Origin of the sequence: Butyrivibrio sp. DSM 10294 (genome assembly GCF_028539135.1) — a bacterium.
GTDB lineage: Bacteria > Bacillota > Clostridia > Lachnospirales > Lachnospiraceae > Butyrivibrio.
Genome location: NZ_JANSWL010000088.1, coordinates 46,674 through 65,648, shown reverse-complemented (window position 1 = coordinate 65,648; position 18,975 = coordinate 46,674). Strand labels below are relative to the sequence as shown.

Below are 18,975 nucleotides of genomic sequence, written 5' to 3'. Positions count from 1 at the left end.
GTTATTTCTCCCTCTTATCCCTTTATTCCTCCCTGGTATGAGATTCCCTCAACCAGATAGTCCTCGCCGTACAAAAAGATCAGCATCGGCGGAACCAGATATATTACTGCAACTGCAAAAGCAAGACTGATTTCCCCAGTATTAATCTTGGACAAAAATACCGATAACGGATGCAGATCCGAATCCGGTAATAATATAAGCGGCTGTTCAACCATATTCCAATAATCAAAGAAAACAAGGATTGATATGGCAGCTATACCGCCCTTACAAAGCGGCATGTTTACTCTGGAAAAGATGTACCATTCATCCGCCCCATCAATCTGCGCCGCCTCAATAACTTCAGTCGGTATCCTCTTCATAAACTTGGTAAGAAGATACACGGCAAAGGGTGAAAATATACCCGGAAGCCATATGGACCACCTGGTCCCATATATCCCAATCGCCTTAGAAACCAGGAAATTGGGAACCAAAGTAACCTGATAAGGCATCAGCATCATGATAATGTAAGAAAAAAAGATCACTCTTTTAAACTTACCGTCATATCTTGCAAATCCATAGGATGCCAGCGTGGCAACAGCCAGCTGAAGCACCACTATAGGAACGGTATATATGATCGAATTCCAGAACTTGAACAAGTACTCCGGGCTCTTAAATAGTACCGTATAGTACTGATAAAAGCTGACAATATCCGGAATAAACTTAAGATTAACAGTCTTTGATATAAAAACCTTGCCGCCCTGCTTGGTTGTGGCAAAAACGCTTCCGTAATTGGCACTTATCTCAGATGCCGACATAAAGGAATTGGTTATTGTCAAAAATATCGGCATGATAAACAGTATTGCGAAAAACAGTGCCGCGGCCGTGACCAAAAAGGTCTTAAGGTTGTCTATTCTCTTTTTCTTCCTGCGTATTCTCGCAGTGTATTTATTCATAACTCTCATAAGCTTAAGCCATAAGGCTATTACCCTTCCACATCCTTGCCATATCTGTTCTCCACCCTGAACATGACAAAAACCAGGGCTGTAACTACAATAAACATAATTATTGCAGCCGATGAGAGCTTTTGATAATCAAGAGAAGTAAATGTATTGTTCATAAAGTGCTGCAGCATATACAGCGGATTATAGGGATAATCTCCCGTCATCAGATATATCTCTCTGAAAACCTTGAAGGAATTGATCAGAGACATTATCGCCACAAACAATATCGTTGACGAGAGATATCTTAACTTGATCATCCAGAATATCTGAAATTTGTTAGCATTCTCAAGGGCTGCAACTTCCAGAAGATCCTTGGGAATACTTGCCAGGGCTGACATAAAGAGTATCATGTTATACCCCAGGTTCTTCCACAGAAACAGTGCAACGATAACAATCTGTGCCTGATCCGATTTGAGCCAGTCGACTCTGCCGCCACCGAATATCGCAAGTGCGTTATTCACAAGACCGTTCTGGTGGAACATAACCTGCCATATCAGCACAATGGATGCAGTCGGTACCATCAAAGGACTTAAGAAAAACGATCTGAAATAGCTCTTAAAAGGTATCCTTGATTCCATAACCGCCGCAAGAAACAATGAAAGCAGCACCGCCAGCGGAACAGCCACAAAGGAAAACTTAAGTGTATTTAGTCCTGCCAGTCTGAAAGCGGCATTATTCCAAACATTTACGTAATTCTGAAAACCTACAAAGTTGTTCTGTATCGGGTTGTCTATAAGCGAATAATAGATAACCACAAAAAACGGCGCCACAAAGAAAACCAGAACGCCCAAAAGCGAAGGGAGTAGAAAGAGCCATGATACCAGGCTCTTTCTCTTATGAAATTGTACTTTTTGGAAGAAACAAAACTTTTTCAATTACTTATTAGTGTCCGCTATCACGAAATCCGGAACCTGCCCCTTCTTGAATGTATAAGAAATATAGCTGTCATTATTGCCTTTGTCTGTCAGATAAGCGGATATGTAATACTTATCTGAAGTAAGCTCATCATAGTCATACCAAGTACCATAATACTCTGTCATAATCGATGCTTCAAGGATTCTCTTAATATCCTTACTGTCTTCATAGGTCACTGTATAGGATTCCGTATCAGGAACAGCATCCCCTGTTTGGAAACTCTCAACATCATATCCGGGATAATAGTCGGTAACTTCTATCCTCTTTATCATATCAGGAGTAATATTATTCTCATGATACAGCCCGTATTTCTTAAGTAGTTCAATGGTATTGGTGTAGGTATCGTAAATATTTATATCAAGGCTGCCATAGCTGTCTGTATTGATCTGATAGCTGATCTGACCTATAGGAAGCTTATCTCTGGTCTTAGCGAAACCATAATTAGCTGAGATATCTTTCCTCAAAGCATCGCTCAGTTCATCATAGCTTTCGATCTTTTCGGTATATTCCTCAATGTTTACCCTGTAGGTAAGTTCGCGCCTTGTGTTTAATTTATCCTCCTGCCTGAAGGCTTCATCATTAAACACCGCAAAATAACCCTCAAGATACTCTTTTCCTGAGAACACGCTGTCCATCAGAGCCGGATCAACATCCCTTGGTATAAGGATATTTCTGTATACTTCTCTTCCATCCTTAAACCTGTAAAGTACGGTAAAATCATAGCCGGTAATATATGTATCCTCATTGTTCTTCTGGATATTTCCCGCTTCATTCTGGGCCTTCATGCCAAGCTTGGCCAGCTTAAGAACATCATCTATATTCGTAAGATACATATTTTCTTCGGAATAATCCTCATAATAATCCCGATTGCCGATAAAGAGCTGCATTTCCGAATTATAACCCTCAAGAAGTGCGCAGCTTTCAAGCCTTGAAGCAGCCGGAAGATAGCTGTCATATCCAAGAAGATCTCCCCTGAATATTACAAATACAAGTGCTACCAATGACAGTGCTATAACTGTCTGTCCTTTTCCCTTGGCAAAGGCCTTGATATCTCCCTGGAGAATTATCTCGGCAAAAATGCAGCTTGCCAGAGTCGCAAGAAGCATCAGTACAAACATCATAACATAGATTCTTGTATTCCAGACCATTGCGTAGATCTCTTTTACAATGATTCCGGTACCAAGGCCAACAACAACACAAGCTACTATCTTAACCACCCATCTAAAGGGTCTGTAAACTATGGTCTTACCTGCCCATTCAGACTTTCTTCCTCTGCTGGCAACTCCAACAAGAATGAGGCTTATAAGCGCCACCAGGAATGTATCAAGATCTCGTCTGTGAGATACGTCAAAGAATCTAAAAATCGATTCACAGTTAAGAAGATAGTCGTCCATTTTCACGAGATCTGCAAAACCGCCTAAAACAGCAACCCTGTCATAGAAAGGAGACGCAATGACCTTAATGCTCTCTCTGTAGCTTACTGTATCAAAGAAGATTCTCTTAAGTCCCAGTATCTCGCCACCAATGACTGTAGTAATGAAGAAAAAGAACATGGTCAAAAGCACAGCCATAGGCATTGTTCCGCTGAGCATCATGGCAAGAACAGTAACGCTATATACTGCGATAAAGAAAACAAGATTTCTGACAAGCTCAATAGAAACCATTAAAAGCAAAGGTCCGTTAACCGCTCCATAGGCAGCAGCCACTATAAGGCCAAGAATTTTGGTAAAAATATCCATTATCAAATATGTTGATATGGATATGAGAAGGTTTCTTGTTACCCTATTTCTTCTGGTGGTGGGCTGACTCAGATAAAAATCAAGCTGGCTCTGATTAAACAGATAGGAAAAGCCCTGGAAAGCAAACATAACTGCGATAATAGTTGTAAGGATCCAGCCCAAATTTTCCATACCCATAATACTTGATACAGCCCTTAATTTTTCATGGTACAAAAGTTCTGCACTCTGCTTGTAGACCCTGGCATAATTAACCGATCTTGAAAGGAAAATGATCAGCATCAGAATGTTGTAAGCAGCCATAAGGGGCAAAGCTATAAACGATGTCCAAAGTGTTCTGGATACGTATTTTCTGTGGTTTTTAAGCTTCTCAGTCAAGGACAAATTTTTTGATGTCATATCCCACTACCTCCGTCTCACTTATAAATATCTCTTCAAGTGAAAGTGCAAGAACCTCGAAGAACACAGGATTACCTCTCTTGAAGGCTGTCTCTATCTCTTCTCTCTCACCTCTCATTGTTATTGTATGAAGTCTTCCGCGCTTCTCATGAATAAGGACCTTAAGGCCTTCCAGAGCCTTCTTCTCATCCTCTTCATCTCTGAAGACGCACTGAACCTTCTGCATCTGAAGCTTCATATCAGCAATATCCTCGGAAAGGATGACTCCGCCCTGGTGAAGAAGTCCCACGTGATCACAGATATCTTCAAGCTCTCTCAGGTTATGTGAAGCGATAACCGGTGTAAGTCCCCTGTCTGCCATATCTGCTGCGAAAAGGCTCTTAACGCCCTGTCTTACCACAGGATCCAGGCCGTCAAAGGTCTCGTCACAGAATAAATACTTGGTTCCTGCGCACAGGCCAAGAAGAATCGATACCTGCTTTTTCATACCCTTGGAAAAAGTATTGATCCTGCGGCCCTTCTCAAGGCCAAAGCCGTCACAGAACTTAAAGAATCTCTGTTTGTCAAAGTTCTCATAGATTCCTTCGTAATAATCAGCCATTTCTTCAGGCGTGGAATTAGGAAGAAAATACTGGTCGTCGGAAATATAGAAGATATCCTTCTTAACCTCAGGGTTGTCATAAACAGGTCTGTTATCCACCAGAACTATTCCTTCATCCGGCTTGATAACTCCCGCAAGGATTCTGAGTATGGTACTCTTACCGGCGCCATTGGTGCCAAGCAGTCCAAATACTTCCCCATCGGACACATTAAGCGAAACACGATTGACAGCTTTTATGTTGTCGAATGATTTTTCAAGGTCAATTAATTCAATCATGCGTTGCCTCCCATTTTGTAGTAGTTTGCAAGCCGAAGCTTAATCTCTGCAAAAAGCTCCTCCAGAGGTATGCCAATATCATCAGCCTCCTTAAACAGCTCAAGAACGGCGGAAATAAGTTCCTCCTTCTTGCTGTCCTTAAGCGCATCATTACCTTTTACGAAGTTGCCCCTTCCCTTAACAGTGTAAATAAAGCCCTGGCGCTCAAGTTCCGCATAGGCTTTTTGAACCGTGTTGGGATTGGTGGACAGTTCGATGGCAAGGCTTCTGACGGAAGGCATCTGATCATCCGGCTGCAAAATCCCCTTGTACATCTGCAGTTTGAAATTTTCAACAATTTGTTCGTAGATAGGTCTGCTATCCTGATAGTCTATTAGTTTCATATTTTCCCACCCATACATTAAGTGTACTGTCACAACTAATACAGTTATATCACCCCGTATATCATAATGCAATACTATGTCACGAATTTTTTTGCTTTTACATAAAAATAGGACTTTTCTCTCCTACGAGATCAAAGTCCTATACATTCATATGATATACGAATTGCTCCATGACTATCGTCATTTTCGTAATTCTGCAAATATTCGGAAACCGCTAATTTACTGCGTAAATTGCTTATTCCTCATATTTGTTCGGGTCATAAAGTCAAAATGCTTAACATGCAAGCATGTACGCATTTTTGACTTTTGACACCCATATCATTCATATTGGAATAATACAAATAAAATCAGTTCTTGAAGCTGTGAACAGGTGCGGGAATTCTTCCCGTCCTGTTAACGAAGTTATCGCAGGAGAACTGGTTAACAGGCATTATAGGTGCATATCCGAGAAGGCCACCAAATTCAACTGTCTCACCTACACCCTTACCGATAACAGGGATAAGACGAACTGCTGTAGTCTTCTGGTTGATCATACCGATTGCCATCTCATCAGCGATAATACCAGCAATTGTGGTATCCTTGGTATCTCCCGGAATAGCGATCATATCAAGACCAACTGAGCATACGCAGGTCATGGCCTCAAGCTTCTCTATTGTAAGGGCACCTGCCTCTACTGCATTGATCATACCCTGATCCTCACTGACGGGGATAAATGCTCCGGAAAGTCCACCTACATAGGAAGAAGCCATTACGCCGCCCTTCTTGACCTGGTCATTCAAAAGTGCAAGAGCAGCTGTTGTTCCGGGAGCACCTGCGTGCTCTACGCCAATCTCATGAAGAATATCAGCAACACTGTCTCCGATCGCAGGTGTAGGTGCAAGGGACAGATCGATAATCCCAAAAGGAACTCCCAGTCTCTTGGAAGCTTCCTGTGCAACAAGCTGTCCAACTCTTGTTACCTTGAAGGCGGTCTTCTTGATAGTCTCGCAGAGAACCTCAAAGTTCTCGCCTCTGACCTTCTCAAGGGCTGTCTTAACGACTCCGGGACCTGAAACACCAACATTGATGATCTTATCAGCCTCAGTTACTCCGTGGAATGCTCCTGCCATGAACGGATTGTCATCAGGTGCATTGCAGAATATTACCAGCTTGGCACAGCCCAGAGAATCATTCTCCTTGGTTGCTTCAGCAGTCTTTTTGACAATGGTTCCCATAAGTCTTACGGCGTCCATATTGATACCGGTCTTGGTGGAACCTACATTTATTGAAGAACATACCACATCGGTTGTTGAAAGAGCCAAAGGAATAGACTCAATAAGGTGCCTGTCAGCCTCTGTCATACCCTTGCTAACAAGAGCTGAATAACCACCGATGAAGTTAACTCCCACTTCCTTGGCTACTTTATCAAGAGTCTTTGCAATACTTGCAAAATCCTCAGGGCTCTTGCAGGCTGCGCCTCCGATAAGAGCTATGGGTGTAACTGATATTCTTTTGTTAACTATTGGAATACCGAATTCTCTGGAAATCTGATCTCCGGTTTTTACTAGATCTTTAGCTGCGTTGTAGATTTTATCGTAGATGTTTTTGTTAAGCTGATCAAGGTCAGAACTTATACAGTCCAAAAGGCTGATACCAAGGGTGATGGTTCTGACATCAAGATTCTCTTTTTCTATCATTTCATTGGTCTCAACGACCTCAGATACATTTATCATGGCTCTCTCCTCAAAACTGTCATTTCATGTGCCGCTATCATTCAGATTCTGTGCATTGAATCAAAAATCTCTTCTCTCTGACACTTAATGACTACGCCGATCTCCTGTCCAAGAGCATCAAGATCATCCGCTACCGCGTTGAACTCCTTGGCTGAGCCTGACATATCAACAATCATCATCATATTAAAGTATCCACTTACGATAGTCTGGGAAATATCAAGAATATTGATCCCGGAATCTGCTAAATATGTGCATACCTTAGCGATAATGCCGACTGTGTCTTTTCCTACTACAGTAATTATTGTCTTATTCATAATTCCCTCCAGAAAAAAACCTATTTCAATCAAAGTTAGCAAGATATCCGGGAAAAGTCAAATAGTTTCACCTTCTTTTTACAATAATATTTAGTTTTAATCCTGTCGTTTCATAAAAAGCTTTTTCAACATGATCTTTTTGTTCATTAAGCACTTGAAAACGCTTCTTTTCCTTTTCAAAATAATCATCACTACCATTTTCGTCAATTGTCGGTGCACTTGATAACACCATTACAATTGAATTGGCAGGAACAGCGCCCTCTCCATGAACTGAATTAAAAAGAAGATAGTAATTGTTTTCCTGTGTCTTATCAATCATAAGCACATCGCTGATGGAGCTGACAGCAAGTTTTTGAGCATTCTCCCTTTTTGCAATATCGTTATAATCTTCCATAGCGGATAACAATTCCTGTCTTGCATCATCAGCTATACGGTCAATCCTTACAGGAGATCTGAGTGAAAAAAAGTCGAATTGAAGCGGGCTATACTTTTCATAGTAATCTTTTCTTTCTTCATTTTTGCCACGAAGTCCGTTTTCCTTCAAATAGGTCTCTGCTTCATCAAATACTATAACAGAATGAAAATAATCATTAAGAAGGAACTTGTAAAACTGGCAAAGATAATTATCCTCAGCAGTTAAATCAATCTGTTTATCATCAAAGATTCCTTTTTTATATTCAGTTTGAAATTCATCCATATTGGGGATTTTCAATCCAATATCATTATTCATCGTTATAATAGTCCTCATCTAATTATCTTTTTAGTGCTTATCTGCAAAGCCGCTGACTTCTTCCATCTCATCAAGCCAGTCTTTTATAGAATCATATTCATAAGGTCTGCCATTGATGTACACATCGTACTCAGGTGTTACAAAAATACTGTAAACAAAGCTCCCCCACTTGTCGAAAGCATTTATTCTGTACATCATATCACCATCATAGAGCTCTTTACCTTCTGAATATACAGCCTTACTAATACCCCCTTTAAGTCTGTCTACTTCATCTTTCTTAAGAATATAGCTTACTCCATCATCGAAATTTGTCTCTGTATGCTCCACAAACTTAATTTTTGATATAATATCAGTAAATTTCAGAAACTCCGGTCCGGGAAGTCTCTCTCCATTATCATAGTTAAGAAAACCATAAGTTGTTTCGAGATTACCAAGAAATTCATCAAGTTTAGTGTTATGTTCAAGATATGAATCTTCCATATTTAGATTATGGCTTGAATCCACATCAAATTTATACAGTTTGCTACCGTTTTCGCCGTAACATACAATACTGTAATCACTTCCTATGCCATTGCTTTGTCCGGATTGTCCTTTTTTCAATTGTAGTTCAGGAACTATTTGAATGAGATTAGACATTTCTTTTTGATCAAGTTCAATTTTTAAGGTATCGGCATAATACCCGGGAACCGCATCCTCTATACACACGGAAATTATACTCGCTCTTTCAAAGTCAAATGATGTTCTTGCGTGACTGCAAGCAACAAGTGAAAATAATACAACTCCCATTACAATAATTGTTATAAAAAACCTTTTATTCATCTTAAATTATCATCCTTATTTGTGAATATCATACTCATAATATGCAAAATCTATATCAATACCCTTCTGCGCCGGATCAAGATAGAATTTCCTGCCCCATGAGGAAACAATCAGCCTTCCATCCTCAGTTACACCGGTAACTGTCATAGCATGGCCGCCCTTGACAGTATATTCTTTTCCGTCTACATCATACATCTTAAAATTCTCAGCACGCATGATAACGGAGCCATCTGAATATTTATCAAAATTTTGAGGATCAAATACTATATCATTATCAATCTTTACATCAACACCTTTATCCTTCAAATACAATTCGGTACGATATTTCCTGGAAGCCTCATCTGTACCTTTATCGAATATTGCAAAAGGATTCTTATAGTCAGATCCAAATAACCCTTTATGATGGTTATCCGTATCTGCGTATAAATCACAGAGCAGTAGATCATAATTAAGTTCGCCCTGATTATCATACATAGGAAAACCAAAAGTCTTTTCAAACAACTCCTCATTACCAACATACGCAGAAAAAATGGAATTGCATATCGCAACATATCCGCAGCCTTCTTTGTTCATTTTCTCAAGGTATTCCATGATTTCATCATCGGTCATATTCGGATAATATTTCTTGATAATATCTGCCATTTCCTTAAAATGAGGATCTTTCTTATCAGTTTCTTTGGGATGTCCCTGATCACCACCGTACTGACCGTTATCATCAAATGGTGTATTTGTGCCCGGCTGTACTGTACCACCGCCACCGCCGCCATCAGAAACGCATACAGCATTATCAGAACCGCTCGGTGCATAAGACTTAGTACCACCTTCTCCTGTCAGATTAGATACAATATCCTCTTCCGTCTTGGAATATGTATCACAGATTGCACTAAGAGCTGCGCTAAGTTTTTCAACACCAAGAGCATTATTTAAGGCACTGGCCGCACATGCTGAAAGAGCAGCATCGATGGAAGCGCTTGCACGGATATTCATAGGCAGTTCGCTTCTGATGCTTTCAATCTCAGCACTGTATTGCCTGAGCTTAGACTGTACACTGTCAAAAGTTGCAACATTACTTTTGCAGCTTGTAGGATTAATTGAAAACATAGAATTTCTCTCCGATTCATATTTTTTATAATCCTTTATACCATAAATGCAAATAGAAATGTTGATTTTCTGACGAATGACACTTGAAATAGGACGAATGACATTAAAAGTCCAAAATCGGTGATAATTCCGACCTGCTGGCTACAATAAGAGGGAAATCATTTCCTCTGTAGGGAGTGTCGCCCATTTCTATTTCCACGCGGACAGTTTCATAAGCAAGCTCAGGTAGATTGTTTTCCTGTGACAAGTGGCCAAGGAAAATACCCTTCATCTTATCATTGAGAAGTCTGCAGAGAAGCTCACCGCTCTTCTCATTGGAAAGATGTCCCTTATCGCCGAGAATACGTCTCTTAAGCTGATATGGGTAAGGTCCTGTCTGAAGCATGCGAACGTCGTGGTTAGCCTCCAAAAGAAGCGCGTCGCAGTCTGTAAGACAATCCACAGTATATTCTGTATAGCAGCCAAGGTCGGTGGCAACTCCGACTTTTTTACCCTGACAATATACGCGGTAGCCGCAGGGATCCAGAGCGTCGTGAGAAATTGTCATGGGATCTATGATCATATCTCCTACGCTGACTTGCTTGTCGGCCACAACCGGAATAAAGCGGGATTGTGTCATCTCGCTCTTTTTGTCGCTGTTTCTGATGCCCTGTATGGTTCCTGCAGTGGCATAGATCGGAATATCATATTTTTTCAAAATGGTATGAAGTGCCGATATGTGATCCACATGCTCATGGGTCACAAAAATGGCGCTGATATCGGAAAGCCCAAGATCCAGGCCCTTAAGACCTTCTTCGATTCTCTTCTTGCTGACTCCCGCGTCAATTAAGATGTGGGTGTTGTCTGATCCCACATAGGTGCAGTTCCCGCTGCTACCGCTGGCAATACTTGTAAAACGCATAAAACAAAACTCTCCCAAAAACTTATTCATAAAAAGACTTATTTGCACCGGAAAACAAGCACAAATAAGTCTTAAATTCCAATTACCTTTTAATTATTTCCAATAAACTTCTATCTTATCGCCTTCATGTATAGGCTCCATATAATCCGGTGTTCCGCCGTTAAGGCTTGTAACAATGCTCCTGCCGTTTGGCTTGGACAGATCAAAATCTATGGCATCGAAGATATCAACGAAAATATAATCTGCCTTGCCATGAAGGGTTATCGGATCATTGTTGACCATCAGGTGAAGATCATGGGCAAGAATATTCCTGACGGGCTCCTGCTCTGCTTTCTCGTATACATTCTCCTCAGGCTCTTCCTTCAGAGTCATCTGGCCTTCTTCATCGGTGGTAAGCTTGAGGCTCTCGTCAAGGTCTTCAAAGGATTCCTCATTCTCCTGACTGATTGCCACCTCATCTGCGCTGGGGAAGTCCTCGTAGTAATCCATAATGGTTTCCTCGGGATCCTTGAACTCTACCTTGAAGTTCTCATATACAGGTGTCCCTGCATCGCCGCGCTCATTGTTTACTATTATAACAGTATCTTCCGTAAGCTCAATATCCATTAGCTCGGCAATCTGAGCAGCGGTATTATAATCAAGTACTTTGACGTCATCTCCGGGTTTGATATTGTAAAAACCGGTCTGAGTTTCGCCGTTAACTGTGGCATATCTTGAAGCTTCTACGTTTTTGCCGTTAACATTGACGTTAAACTTGGTCTTAAACTCAGGGATACTCTCTATGGTAGCCTTACCGGGTGCTCCTGCGGTAGATGGCGTTACATTTATTATGTCGTTGGCATGAATCTTGGAGTGAATATCCGCAGGCTGACCGTTGAGGGAAATAACAGCTGCCTCACCGGGTTCTCCCCTGGTTGTTCTCTCTTTGCCGTTAACAGTGAATTTTAGCTCTTCTCCTCTCTTCGGGAAAAGATCTTCGTTGGGGAATGCCACCTGCATGGCAGCATCCACAATCTGGAGCTTTCCGTTGTCATAGAGCTTGGTCTGTGTTCCGTTAAAGGATACGAAGATAAAGTTGTTGGCCTCTTCGTAGTAGCTGATACAGATACCAAGCGGTGTAACAAGAAGAGAATCTTTCTCAATCTCGTCATTGGTGAGGAAAACAATATTCTTCATTACTTCCTCACCTCTAAGAGCAACACGTTCCTCCGGAATATCCATATCCTTGGCTATAGCCTTGGTGTAACCGGGAACACAACCGCCTCCGCCGACAACAAAGACAGCGCTGACAGGCTTATCGCCGTTAAGCTTCTTAATCTCCTCTGTGGCGCGTTTGGCCATCTCGTCAACCTTAGGCTTGATGACCTTGGCTATTTCCTTGGCGGAAATAGTTTTGTTAAGTCCCATAATGTCAACATATTCAACCTTGTCATTATGGCTTGCGGCTATCTTGATCTCATCCGCTGTATTAAAATCAACCAGACAATGCTGGGCGATTATCTCTGTTATATCGTCGCCTGCAATTGGAAGCATTCCGTAGGCTGTAATAGAACCATCATCTGTGACACAGATATCGGATGTTCCTGCGCCCACGTCCACAAGAGCAAGATTCAGCATTCTGAATCTGTCGGGAATGGCAACCATCATTGCCGCAATAGGCTCGAGTGTAAGATTGGCAACGTTAAGGCCTGCTCTCTCACAGGTCTTGTACAGACCGTCTACGCAGTCATCGGGAAGGAAGGTTGCAATCAGTTCAACGCTTACCTTACCGGCCTTATGGCCTTCCAGATTGGCTATCTGATATCCATCCAGATAATAATGCATTACAGAATAACCAACCAGATAGAACTTCAGCTCAGAAGTATTCTTCTCAAGGAACTCGGCATAGGCCTTCTCAACCGCCGAGGAATCCAGGTTGTAGATATCTTCATCGGTTATGGTATGTCCATCAGGGAATTCATAGTCATAGTTAATTCTGACCGTGCGAAGGACACGTCCGGCTGCAGCGATACATACATCGGTAAGATGTACATCCGTCTGCTGTTCAAGGCGTTCCTTAACGATCCTGACCGTCATGGCAACCTTACCGATATCATGGATCTGACCGTCCAGCATAGCTCTTGTCTGATGCTTCTCTACAGTCTGAGCAATGACATTGAACCGGTTGTCACTCATAAATCCCACAGTCCCGACAACACTTCTTGTTCCGATATCCAGTCCGAATACAATTTTCTGATCTGCCTGTTCCAAACTAGCCATCATTCTCTCCAATCCCCGATTTTGTCATCTATCTGTTTAGCCGAGTAAGAAAGATCGCCGCTGTTGTCTATTACAAATTCGCAGTGTTTTCTGAAGGTTTCATCGTCCAGTTGCTTGCTGAAGATATCCGTAATCTTTTCATCGCTGTAGCCCCTGGAACTTTTAAGTCTCTGCCTTCTCACATCTTCGTCGGCATAAACATACCAGAGTTCATCGGCTATTCTGTCGTAGCCGTTTTCGATAAGAAGGGCTGCTTCCACAAAAACAAAGTCATGCTCCTTCGTCTCTTTTTCCCTGTCTATATTATTAATAATAAAGGTATTTACTGCAGGATGCAAAATATTATTTACTGTTTTTAGTTTATTTTTATCATTAAAAATAGCAGAAGCCATTTTTGCCTTATCTATTTCGCCATCAGATCCCAAAATCTCTTCTCCCAAAAAGGCCACCAACTCGTCATAAGCGGGATATCCCTTCTTCTTGATGTCATTGGCCACGTCGTCGGAATAGATTATCAGGCAGTTATAATGCTTATCTATGTAATCCAGGACTGTGCTCTTGCCAGCTCCGATTCCCCCTGTTATCCCGATAATATTGGTTCTGTCCTTAGAAAGCACTTTTTTCATCCCCTATCACTTAGCCTCATACCAGTCAGTGCCGGTATGGCATTCAACCTCAAGCGGTACTGCAAGAATCGCTGCATTCTCCATCTCTTCCTGTAAAAGAGCTGTTACTTTGTCCTTCTCATCGGGCGCAGTCTCTATTACCAGTTCGTCGTGAATCTGAAGGATGAGTCTGGATTTAAGCTCCTCTTTCTTAATTCTGAAGTAGACATTGATCATTGCTATCTTCATGATGTCGGCGGCGGTTCCCTGAATAGGTGCATTCATTGCAACACGTTCTCCGAACTGTCTGAGGTTAAAGTTGCTCATCTTAAGCTCCGGGATAGGTCTTCTTCTGCCATACAATGTCACGCTGTAGCCTGTATTCTTGGCATCGCTGATGACCTTGTCCTGATACTCCCTGACTCCGGGGTAGGTCTCAAAGTACTTATCCATATATTCCTTGGCTTCGCCCCTTGAAATCGACAGATCCTGGGACAGGCCGAAGGAACTGATACCATAGACGATACCGAAGTTTACAGCCTTGGCATTTCGTCTCTGAAGTGGTGTAACCTCATTCAAGGGCACATGGAACACCTTGGAAGCTGTAATGCTATGAATATCCTCACCTTCGTGATAAGCACTGATAAGTCCCTGATCCTGAGACATATGAGCCAGAATACGAAGCTCAATCTGGGAGTAATCCGCATCTGCAAAAACGTACCCTTCCTTTGGAACAAATACTTTTCTGATAAGCCTTCCAAGCTCTGTTCTCATGGGAATATTCTGAAGGTTGGGCTCTGTGGAGCTGATTCTTCCTGTAGCTGTTATGGTCTGATTAAAGCTGGTGTGGATCCTTCCGTCCTCCTCTATGAAGGCAGAAAGGCCATCCGCATAGGTGGACTTAAGTTTGGCAAGTCCTCTGTACTCCAGAACGTCAGCAACAATGGGATAATCGGGAGCCAGCTTTTCCAGTACATCTGCAGCTGTGGAATATCCCGATTTGGTCTTCTTCTCAGCTGGAAGCCCCAGTCTCTCGAACAATATCTCGCCCAGCTGCTTAGGAGAATTGATATTGAACTCAGTACCGGCCGCTTCATAGATCTTCTTCTCCAGCTCTGTGATTCTTACCTGGAGCTTGTCTCCGTAGGACTTGAGTTCGTCCCTTCTGGCTATGATTCCTTCTTTTTCCATGGCAAAAAGGATATAGGAAAGAGGCATCTCAATCTCATAGAAGAGCTTGTCCATTCCGGTCTTCTCAAGCTTTTTCTTAATCGCAGGTGCCGCTGCAAAGCAGGTGTAGGCAGCCTTGGCAGCATATTCGGAAAGGAGCTTGTCATCTGCATTTCGTAGCGATTCCTTGCCGAAGTAGTCCTCTTTTTTCTTCAAAGGGAGCTTTAGATATTCACCGGAGATATCTTCAATCCTGTAGTCGTTCTTGATGGGATTGTTCACATAAGCGCCGATCAGAGTATCGAAGGCTCTCGGAGAAGTCTTGTAGCTCTCATCCTCTTCGGAATAGCCCCTTACTCTCTCGCTGATCTCAGAAGGAGTAAAAAATCCAAAGCTGTCCTTGATATCGAAGGTGGCAAGAGATACGCTCTTACTGAGCTCTGCAAGTTTCTGCCCCAGATAATTCTCTGTAATAAAGCCCTGAGGCTGTATAAAATACGCGCATTCTTTGTCAAAGCAAAGCCCAAGCCCCAACAGGTCCTTCTGCTTGGTATCCTTACTCTTATATTCTGTTAATGGGAAATAGGCGACAAAATTGTCGATGGACTTTTTGCCGTATTCAAGTGCCCTTGCGAATATATCTTCAACCTCATTCAGATCTGAGGTTGTCTGTATCTTAAGGCTTAAGGAAACAGAGCTTTTTGCATCGTTAAGAGGTGATATTTCGAAGAGCTTGTCCAGAAGTCCCTGCGAAAATTCCTCCGTAATTGCAACTCCGCTGCCTTCCTCTTCACTACCTGTAAGGGAAGCATCAAGCTGTGAAAGAGAAGCCTTAAAATTCTCCACCTGAGATTCCACAGCAACCGGCGTATTCTCAGCTTCGGTGATGCTCACATATACAGCTTCGTAGTCGCCGGATCTAACCATCCCGGAAAGTTTGTACAATGCTCCGTATATTCCGTTAATCGGGTTACCCTCTCCATCATAAAAAATGGGAAGAGAATAATAAGCATCTTTTATAAGTTCGTTACCATTGATAATCAGTTTCTGCTTAGTCATAAATCCTCTTTTGTCATCCGTGTCAGCTAAGGGTCATTGCAAGTATAACGGTAACCACCGTCATCGCTGCCACCAAAAGCTCAAGAACAATGCTGGTGGCCACAAGATATCTTCTGGCCTTGAGCTTCTTCCTGGCATCCTTTAGCATATTATCCAGTTCATATTTAAGATTAAAAGTATTACCGTCCTCAAGTCTCTTCATACCTACCAGCACCAGGAATTGTATGGTGAGCTCCTCCCTGCATTCATCGCAGCTCTCCATATGTTCCAGGAACTGAGCCAGATCCTTGTTGTCCAGGTCGTCCTCAAGAAACGGCGATATCATTTTTTCCGCATCTTTACAGTTCATAATGAAATCCCAACATCTTGTATATTATAAAGCGTTCAAAGTATCTATTTCTACAATATATAGAATACAACAAAACACGCTGTTTTACAATGGTTTGGCACTGTTCAAAAGAGACGGAAGTGCTAGATCATTTAGAAAAATGACCTACTACCTCCGTCTCTGAAAGTTCATTTTATGAAGCGAAGCTGTCCTTAATCCATGCCTTGATGTCAGATACACCATGAAGCTTGGTATAGCCTTCCTCAGAAGTAATTACCAGGGTAGGTGCCTGCATGATTCCGAATCTCTCTACAAGTTCGGGATTCTCGTTAGCATCGAGAGTCTTGTATACTACTCCGGCCTTATCCAGCATTGCCCCTGCTATCTTGCAGTTGGGACAGGTCTGGGTCTTAAACAGCATTACGGACTCAGCAGTGATGTTATCAAGGCTGTTTCCGGCTTCCTTGTTGGCCTTCTTAACTGCAGCCTCTACAAAGCTTGATGCCTTGGGGCCTTCATGTGTAAGGACTGAGGTTCCGATATTGTAGACCTTCCTGTCCTTGTATTCCTGAGCCTTACCGTCGTTCCAGTTGGCAACGGGACGATAATATCCTGTAATTCTGCTGTAGACTTCGGTCTTCTGTCCGCAGTGAGGGCATACAGCCTGCTCTCCGGAGAGATAACCGTGTTCCTTACATACTGAGTATGTAGGAGACATTGTGTAGTAAGGAAGCTTGTAGTTCTCGGCAATCTTTCTTACAAGGCTGGCAGCTGCCTTCCAATCAGGGAGCTTCTCACCCAGGAACGCATGGAATACTGTTCCTGATGTATAAAGTGTCTGCAGCTCATCCTGGATATCGAGAGCAGAGAAAATATCCTCTGTGTAGCCAACGGGAAGGTGTGATGAATTGGTGTAATAAGGTGTACCGTCCATATTGGCTGTGATGATATCGGGATAAAGTTCCTTGTCATGCTTGGCAAATCTGTAGGTTGTGGACTCTGCGGGAGTTGCCTCCAGATTGTAGAGATCTCCGTACTTCTCCTGATAATCGGAAAGACGCTCTCTCATGTGGTTAAGAACATCCTTGGAGAACTCCTGGGTTCTTGCATCTGTCATATCAGCGCCGATCCACTTTGCATTAAGTCCCACTTCGTTCATGCCGATAAGGCCGATGGTTGAGAAGTGATTAGCAAAGGTTCCGAGATACCTCTTGGTATAAGGGTACAGTCCCTGGTCAAGGAGCTTGGTAATAACCTGTCTCTTGGTATGAAGACTTCTTGCCGCAATGTCCATAAGATGATCAAGTCTTGCATAGAAGTCCTTCTCATCAGCAGCCTGATAAGCAATTCTCGGCATGTTGATGGTAACAACACCGATAGAACCTGTAGACTCACCTGAGCCGAAGAATCCACCGGATTTCTTCCTGAGCTCTCTAAGGTCAAGACGGAGTCTGCAGCACATGGAACGCACATCGGAGGGCTCCATGTCTGAATTGATATAGTTTGAAAAATACGGTGTTCCGTATTTAGCAGTCATCTCGAATAAAAGCTTGTTGTTCTCTGTCTCACTCCAGTCAAAGTCCCTTGTGATGGAATAAGTGGGAATAGGATACTGGAAGCCTCTTCCGTTGGCATCGCCCTCAATCATGATCTCGATGAAGGCCTTGTTGACCATATCCATTTCCTTCTGACAATCGCCATAGGTGAAGTCTACTTCCTTGCCTCCGACAATGGCATTAAGGTTCTTAAGATCGTTAGGCACAGTCCAGTCCAGAGTGATATTGGAGAAAGGAGCCTGTGTGCCCCAACGGCTCGGTGTATTCACTCCATAGACAAAGGATTGAATGCACTGCTTAACCTCATGCTGAGACAGATTGTCTATCTTAACGAAGGGTGCAAGATAGGTATCAAAGGATGAAAAAGCCTGTGCTCCTGCCCACTCATTCTGCATGATTCCAAGGAAATTGACCATCTGATTGCAAAGAGTTGAAAGATGGCATGCAGGTGATGAAGTTATCTTGCCCGGAATTCCGCCAAGTCCTTCCTGAATAAGCTGTTTAAGTGACCAGCCTGCGCAGTAACCTGTGAGCATGGAAAGATCATGAATATGAATAGCAGCGCTTCTGTGAGCTCCGGCTATCTCCTCATCATAGACCTCGGAAAGCCAGTAATTGGCTGTGATAGCGCCGGAGTTGGACAGAATAAGGCCGCCTACAGAATATGTAACTGTAGAATTCTCCTTAACTCTCCAGTCATTGATCTTGAGGTAATCGTCCACCAGATCCTTGTAGTTAAGAAGCGCAGAGTTGACGTTACGAACCTTTTCTCTCTGCTTACGATACAGAATATATGCCTTGGCAACATCAGCATAGCCGGATTCTGAAAGAACCTTCTCAACGCTATCCTGAATCTGCTCAACTGTAATTTTTCCATTGGAAATCTTGCTCTCGAAATCGGAAGCAACGCGAAGTGCTACAAGATCTATAACACTTGAATGATAGTCCTTATCCAAAGCAACGAATGCCTTGGTAATAGCCGCAGAAATCTTACTGATGTCAAAGTCAGCGACCTTGCCATCACGCTTAACCACCTGATACATATGAACCCCCTTCTATTTCAAAAACAACACATTTTCTCTCTCATATTTTGTGTTAATAATAGGGTAACATTAATACGTATCATCGTCA

General features: G+C 42.5%; 16 protein-coding genes. All 16 read right to left on the bottom strand.

What is annotated here, in order from left to right; all coding sequences use genetic code 11:
* Positions 1-14 precede the first annotated feature (14 nt).
* The 16 genes from NXH67_RS16395 to NXH67_RS16320 all read right to left on the bottom strand — a co-directional run bounded on the left by NXH67_RS16395 (position 15) and on the right by NXH67_RS16320 (position 18,887).
* On the bottom strand, positions 15-932 hold the full coding sequence (locus tag NXH67_RS16395) for a carbohydrate ABC transporter permease (protein ID WP_272798089.1): 918 nt from the start codon (positions 930-932) through the stop codon (positions 15-17).
* A gap of 29 nt (positions 933-961) precedes the next feature.
* Positions 962-1,771: a carbohydrate ABC transporter permease gene (locus tag NXH67_RS16390; protein ID WP_242830329.1), complete on the bottom strand. Its 810-nt coding sequence runs from the start codon at positions 1,769-1,771 to the stop codon at positions 962-964.
* A gap of 84 nt (positions 1,772-1,855) precedes the next feature.
* Positions 1,856-4,030 (bottom strand): hypothetical protein, encoded by a 2,175-nt coding sequence (locus tag NXH67_RS16385; RefSeq protein WP_272798088.1) that lies wholly within the window; start codon positions 4,028-4,030, stop codon positions 1,856-1,858.
* Positions 4,002-4,907 (bottom strand): ABC transporter ATP-binding protein, encoded by a 906-nt coding sequence (locus NXH67_RS16380; RefSeq protein WP_022777265.1) that lies wholly within the window; start codon positions 4,905-4,907, stop codon positions 4,002-4,004. Before NXH67_RS16380 ends, NXH67_RS16385 begins: the two co-directional genes overlap by 29 nt.
* A complete protein-coding gene (locus NXH67_RS16375) occupies positions 4,904-5,290 on the bottom strand; it encodes a GntR family transcriptional regulator (protein WP_272798087.1) in 387 nt (128 codons plus the stop codon). Before NXH67_RS16375 ends, NXH67_RS16380 begins: the two co-directional genes overlap by 4 nt.
* Before the next feature lie 347 nt (positions 5,291-5,637).
* Entirely contained in the window at positions 5,638-7,002 is a 1,365-nt protein-coding gene (locus tag NXH67_RS16370) for a PFL family protein (protein WP_272798086.1), read from the bottom strand.
* Between the two features lie 41 nt (positions 7,003-7,043).
* A complete protein-coding gene (locus NXH67_RS16365; RefSeq protein ID WP_022777268.1) occupies positions 7,044-7,316 on the bottom strand; it encodes an ACT domain-containing protein in 273 nt (90 codons plus the stop codon).
* A 67-nt stretch (positions 7,317-7,383) separates the two neighbouring features.
* Positions 7,384-8,046: a hypothetical protein gene (locus NXH67_RS16360; RefSeq protein WP_272798085.1), complete on the bottom strand. Its 663-nt coding sequence runs from the start codon at positions 8,044-8,046 to the stop codon at positions 7,384-7,386.
* A 30-nt stretch (positions 8,047-8,076) separates the two neighbouring features.
* The gene (locus NXH67_RS16355; RefSeq protein ID WP_272798084.1) at positions 8,077-8,865 is read right to left on the bottom strand and encodes a hypothetical protein; all 789 of its coding nucleotides are present in this window, start codon (positions 8,863-8,865) and stop codon (positions 8,077-8,079) included.
* Between the two features lie 15 nt (positions 8,866-8,880).
* Entirely contained in the window at positions 8,881-9,966 is a 1,086-nt protein-coding gene (locus NXH67_RS16350) for a hypothetical protein (protein ID WP_272798083.1), read from the bottom strand.
* A 103-nt stretch (positions 9,967-10,069) separates the two neighbouring features.
* Positions 10,070-10,867: an MBL fold metallo-hydrolase gene (locus tag NXH67_RS16345; RefSeq protein ID WP_272798082.1), complete on the bottom strand. Its 798-nt coding sequence runs from the start codon at positions 10,865-10,867 to the stop codon at positions 10,070-10,072.
* 93 nt (positions 10,868-10,960) lie between these two features.
* Complete coding sequence (locus NXH67_RS16340; RefSeq protein ID WP_272798081.1) at positions 10,961-13,129, bottom strand: cell division protein FtsA; 2,169 nt, start codon at positions 13,127-13,129, stop codon at positions 10,961-10,963.
* Positions 13,126-13,752 carry a dephospho-CoA kinase gene (gene coaE / locus NXH67_RS16335; RefSeq protein WP_022777271.1) on the bottom strand — a complete coding sequence of 209 codons (627 nt, stop codon included), beginning with the start codon at positions 13,750-13,752 and terminating at the stop codon, positions 13,126-13,128. Before coaE ends, NXH67_RS16340 begins: the two co-directional genes overlap by 4 nt.
* Positions 13,753-13,758: 6 nt before the next feature.
* Entirely contained in the window at positions 13,759-15,960 is a 2,202-nt protein-coding gene (gene polA / locus NXH67_RS16330) for a DNA polymerase I (protein WP_272798080.1), read from the bottom strand.
* Between the two features lie 22 nt (positions 15,961-15,982).
* Positions 15,983-16,309 (bottom strand): zf-HC2 domain-containing protein, encoded by a 327-nt coding sequence (locus NXH67_RS16325; protein ID WP_022777273.1) that lies wholly within the window; start codon positions 16,307-16,309, stop codon positions 15,983-15,985.
* Positions 16,310-16,481: 172 nt separating this feature from the next.
* The gene (locus NXH67_RS16320; RefSeq protein WP_022777274.1) at positions 16,482-18,887 is read right to left on the bottom strand and encodes a ribonucleoside triphosphate reductase; all 2,406 of its coding nucleotides are present in this window, start codon (positions 18,885-18,887) and stop codon (positions 16,482-16,484) included.
* Between the last annotated feature and the right edge of the window lie 88 nt (positions 18,888-18,975).